Genomic DNA, 2390 nt, shown 5'->3' with positions numbered 1-2390 from the left:
CGAAGGCTGTTGCCACGTATCCGAGTGCTGCCAGGGAGTTGGGCAGGGTGCTGGACACCTTGAGTAAGGGTGCTCAGGTAAGGCATCGGAAGTTGGCGGCTGTGCGGTCGTTGACCGAGCACGACGGCGCCTGAATGGCCGGTGACGACTTGTGGTCGCTGCTTCAGGTTGAACGCAAGGCCGGCTGGGACAAGCTGCGCGCGGCTGGGCCGGTGGTGGAGAAGGGTGGCGTCTACTATCTGACGCGCCGCGATGATGTGCTGGCGGCGCTACACAACACTGAGGTGTTCTCGTCGGCGCTGCGGCCGCATCATCCGGCGAGCGATGTGGTCGGGTTGCCGATGGTGCCGATCATGGTCGACCCGCCCGATCACAGCCGCCTGCGCAAGCTGCTGCAGTCGCTGTTCACTTCACGCGCGGTGGACGAGTTGTTGCCGACGCTGACCAGGCAGGCGGCAGCGTTGGTGGATGCGGTGGCCGCGGACGGCGGCTGCGATGCGATGGCCGCGGTCGCGGTCCCGTTTGCGGCTCAGGTCGTGCTGACGCTGTTGGGGTTGCCGGTCGAGGACCGCGACAGGCTGATCCGGTGGAAGGACACCATCGCGACGTCAACGCCGGACTGCGAGCCCTATCGGACAGCGGCGGTTGAACTGGGCGATTATCTGGCCGGCGCTATCAGCCAACGTCGCCACGATCCGATGCTGCCGGGTCTGTTGGCGCGGCTACCGGCCGGCCTGTCCGACGTCGAGGCGGCCGGGGCGTTTTTTTTGATGGCCGGTGGGGGTGCTGTCGAGCCTGTCGCTGCGGCCATCGGATTCGCGTTGCTGGCGCTGGCGGCCGACGAGCAGCTACAGGCGGTGTTGCGTGCCGACCCCGGTCAGGTGGGAGTGTTCGTGGATGAGATTTTTCGGCTTGAGGCGCTGCACACTTACCGGGTGACCACCGCCGACGTCACGATCGGCGGGGTGATGATCCCGGCCGGGTCGACGGTGCAGATATGCCTGGGGGCCGCCAACCGCGAATATGGCGACGAGATCACCGTGGTCGACGGGCGGATCGTTCGGCGCCGGCATTGGGGGTTCGGCAGCGGGATTCACCGATGCCTTGGCGCCCATCTGGCGCGGATGGAAGTGGAACTGATCCTGACGCAGTGGCTGGCCCGCATCCCCACCTTCGGGCTCGCGCCGGGCTACAGCGCTGCCATCGGCGACGCGGTTTTCCGGGCGGTGAATTTCAGCGCCACCGCCATGTTCACCCTGCCCGCCTTACTGCTGCGCTGGACCCCGTCAGCGTCGCGTCGGCCGTCGCTGGCGGATGCTGGTGCCGCGGCGTTCGAACGCTACCGGGCGCGGCGTGCCGGGTAGTCAGGCGGCGCTGTGCCGGGATCGTTGGCGGCGGCTGCCACCCCGTCCCCATTTGGCGAATGGTTGCGCGGGCGGCGACGGCGGCAACTGTGCACCGTCGTGCACATTCGGCCACCACCGGGTCTTGATCCGCTCCACCAGCACCTCACAACCGGCAGCGTGGCGCACCACCACCAGGTTGCTGTCGGGGACAGGTTCAGGCACCGCACCACAGACCTGGCAGCCGAACACGACACGCACCCTAGCCTGCGTCATAGGTGGCTACCGTAGACGACATGCAGCCCCACAACTTCAAACTCACGTTGCCGCGCGAGACCACACAGGATGACGCGCACCAGGCGGGTAAGGACTACCTCGAAAACGAGCTGCATGTGACAACCCACGCCGACTACAGCTGCACTGGATCGAAGCCCCACCCGACAATGTCGGGCATGGCGGTGTTCAGCTACAGCTACAAGGCTTAACCCGCTGAGGCAGCCCACCACTCGATTTCGTCGGCGGCGGCGATCAGCAGTCGCGCCAACTGCCGGGCCTGCGCCGCGGTCAACCCCAGGATGGTGTCGGTGTTGTTCTGGGAGATGTCGACCACCGGGCACTGGATACGGCTGCCGTCATCAACGGTGCCGCCGGGTAGCTGCACGGCAGCCGTCTGCACGGTGACCTTGTCCCCGAGGTGGGTCTCGACGGGGCCCCGGACGGCGCCGAAGACGCAGCGGTACGGCCCGGCGTCACTGTCCAGCCACTCGCCGCCGTCGTAGGACACGGCGCCGGGCGGCAAGGGGACTGATGGGTTGGTGGTTTGCATGGTGGTGTCCCTTCCTGTCAGTGAATGGGTAATCCGGACAGTCGGTGACATCATTTGGTGAAGACGTTTTGGGGATGGCGGGAAAAGCAGTTGCCCGATGGCACGCTGATCTTGACCGCGCCCTCGGGCCACACCTATGTCACTACCCCGGGCAGTGCGCTGCTGTTCCCCAGCCTGTGCCGGCCCACCGGCGAGCTGGCGGAGCCGCCAGCCGACTCGCC

The 2390-nt window shown here is 66.8% G+C and carries 4 protein-coding genes; 2 read left to right on the top strand and 2 right to left on the bottom strand.

What is annotated here, in order from left to right; all coding sequences use genetic code 11:
- Positions 1 to 134: 134 nt before the first annotated feature.
- On the top strand, positions 135 to 1364 hold the full coding sequence (locus VFA16_RS22900; RefSeq protein WP_324970036.1) for a cytochrome P450: 1230 nt from the start codon (positions 135 to 137) through the stop codon (positions 1362 to 1364).
- Here VFA16_RS22900 and VFA16_RS22895 read toward each other — a convergent pair whose 3' ends face one another.
- Complete coding sequence (locus tag VFA16_RS22895; RefSeq protein WP_324970035.1) at positions 1365 to 1619, bottom strand: hypothetical protein; 255 nt, start codon at positions 1617 to 1619, stop codon at positions 1365 to 1367.
- A gap of 2 nt (positions 1620 to 1621) precedes the next feature.
- Between VFA16_RS22895 and VFA16_RS22890 the strand changes: the two genes are divergently transcribed.
- On the top strand, positions 1622 to 1828 hold the full coding sequence (locus tag VFA16_RS22890) for a hypothetical protein (RefSeq protein ID WP_324970034.1): 207 nt from the start codon (positions 1622 to 1624) through the stop codon (positions 1826 to 1828).
- On the opposite strand, the gene VFA16_RS22885 is transcribed toward VFA16_RS22890, so the two are convergent.
- Positions 1825 to 2169: a hypothetical protein gene (locus VFA16_RS22885; protein WP_324970033.1), complete on the bottom strand. Its 345-nt coding sequence runs from the start codon at positions 2167 to 2169 to the stop codon at positions 1825 to 1827. The genes VFA16_RS22890 and VFA16_RS22885 overlap by 4 nt on opposite strands.
- Positions 2170 to 2390 lie beyond the last annotated feature (221 nt).

The organism is Mycobacterium sp., assembly GCF_035653355.1.
GTDB lineage: Bacteria > Actinomycetota > Actinomycetes > Mycobacteriales > Mycobacteriaceae > Mycobacterium.
This window is presented reverse-complemented; position numbering and strand designations above follow the sequence as displayed.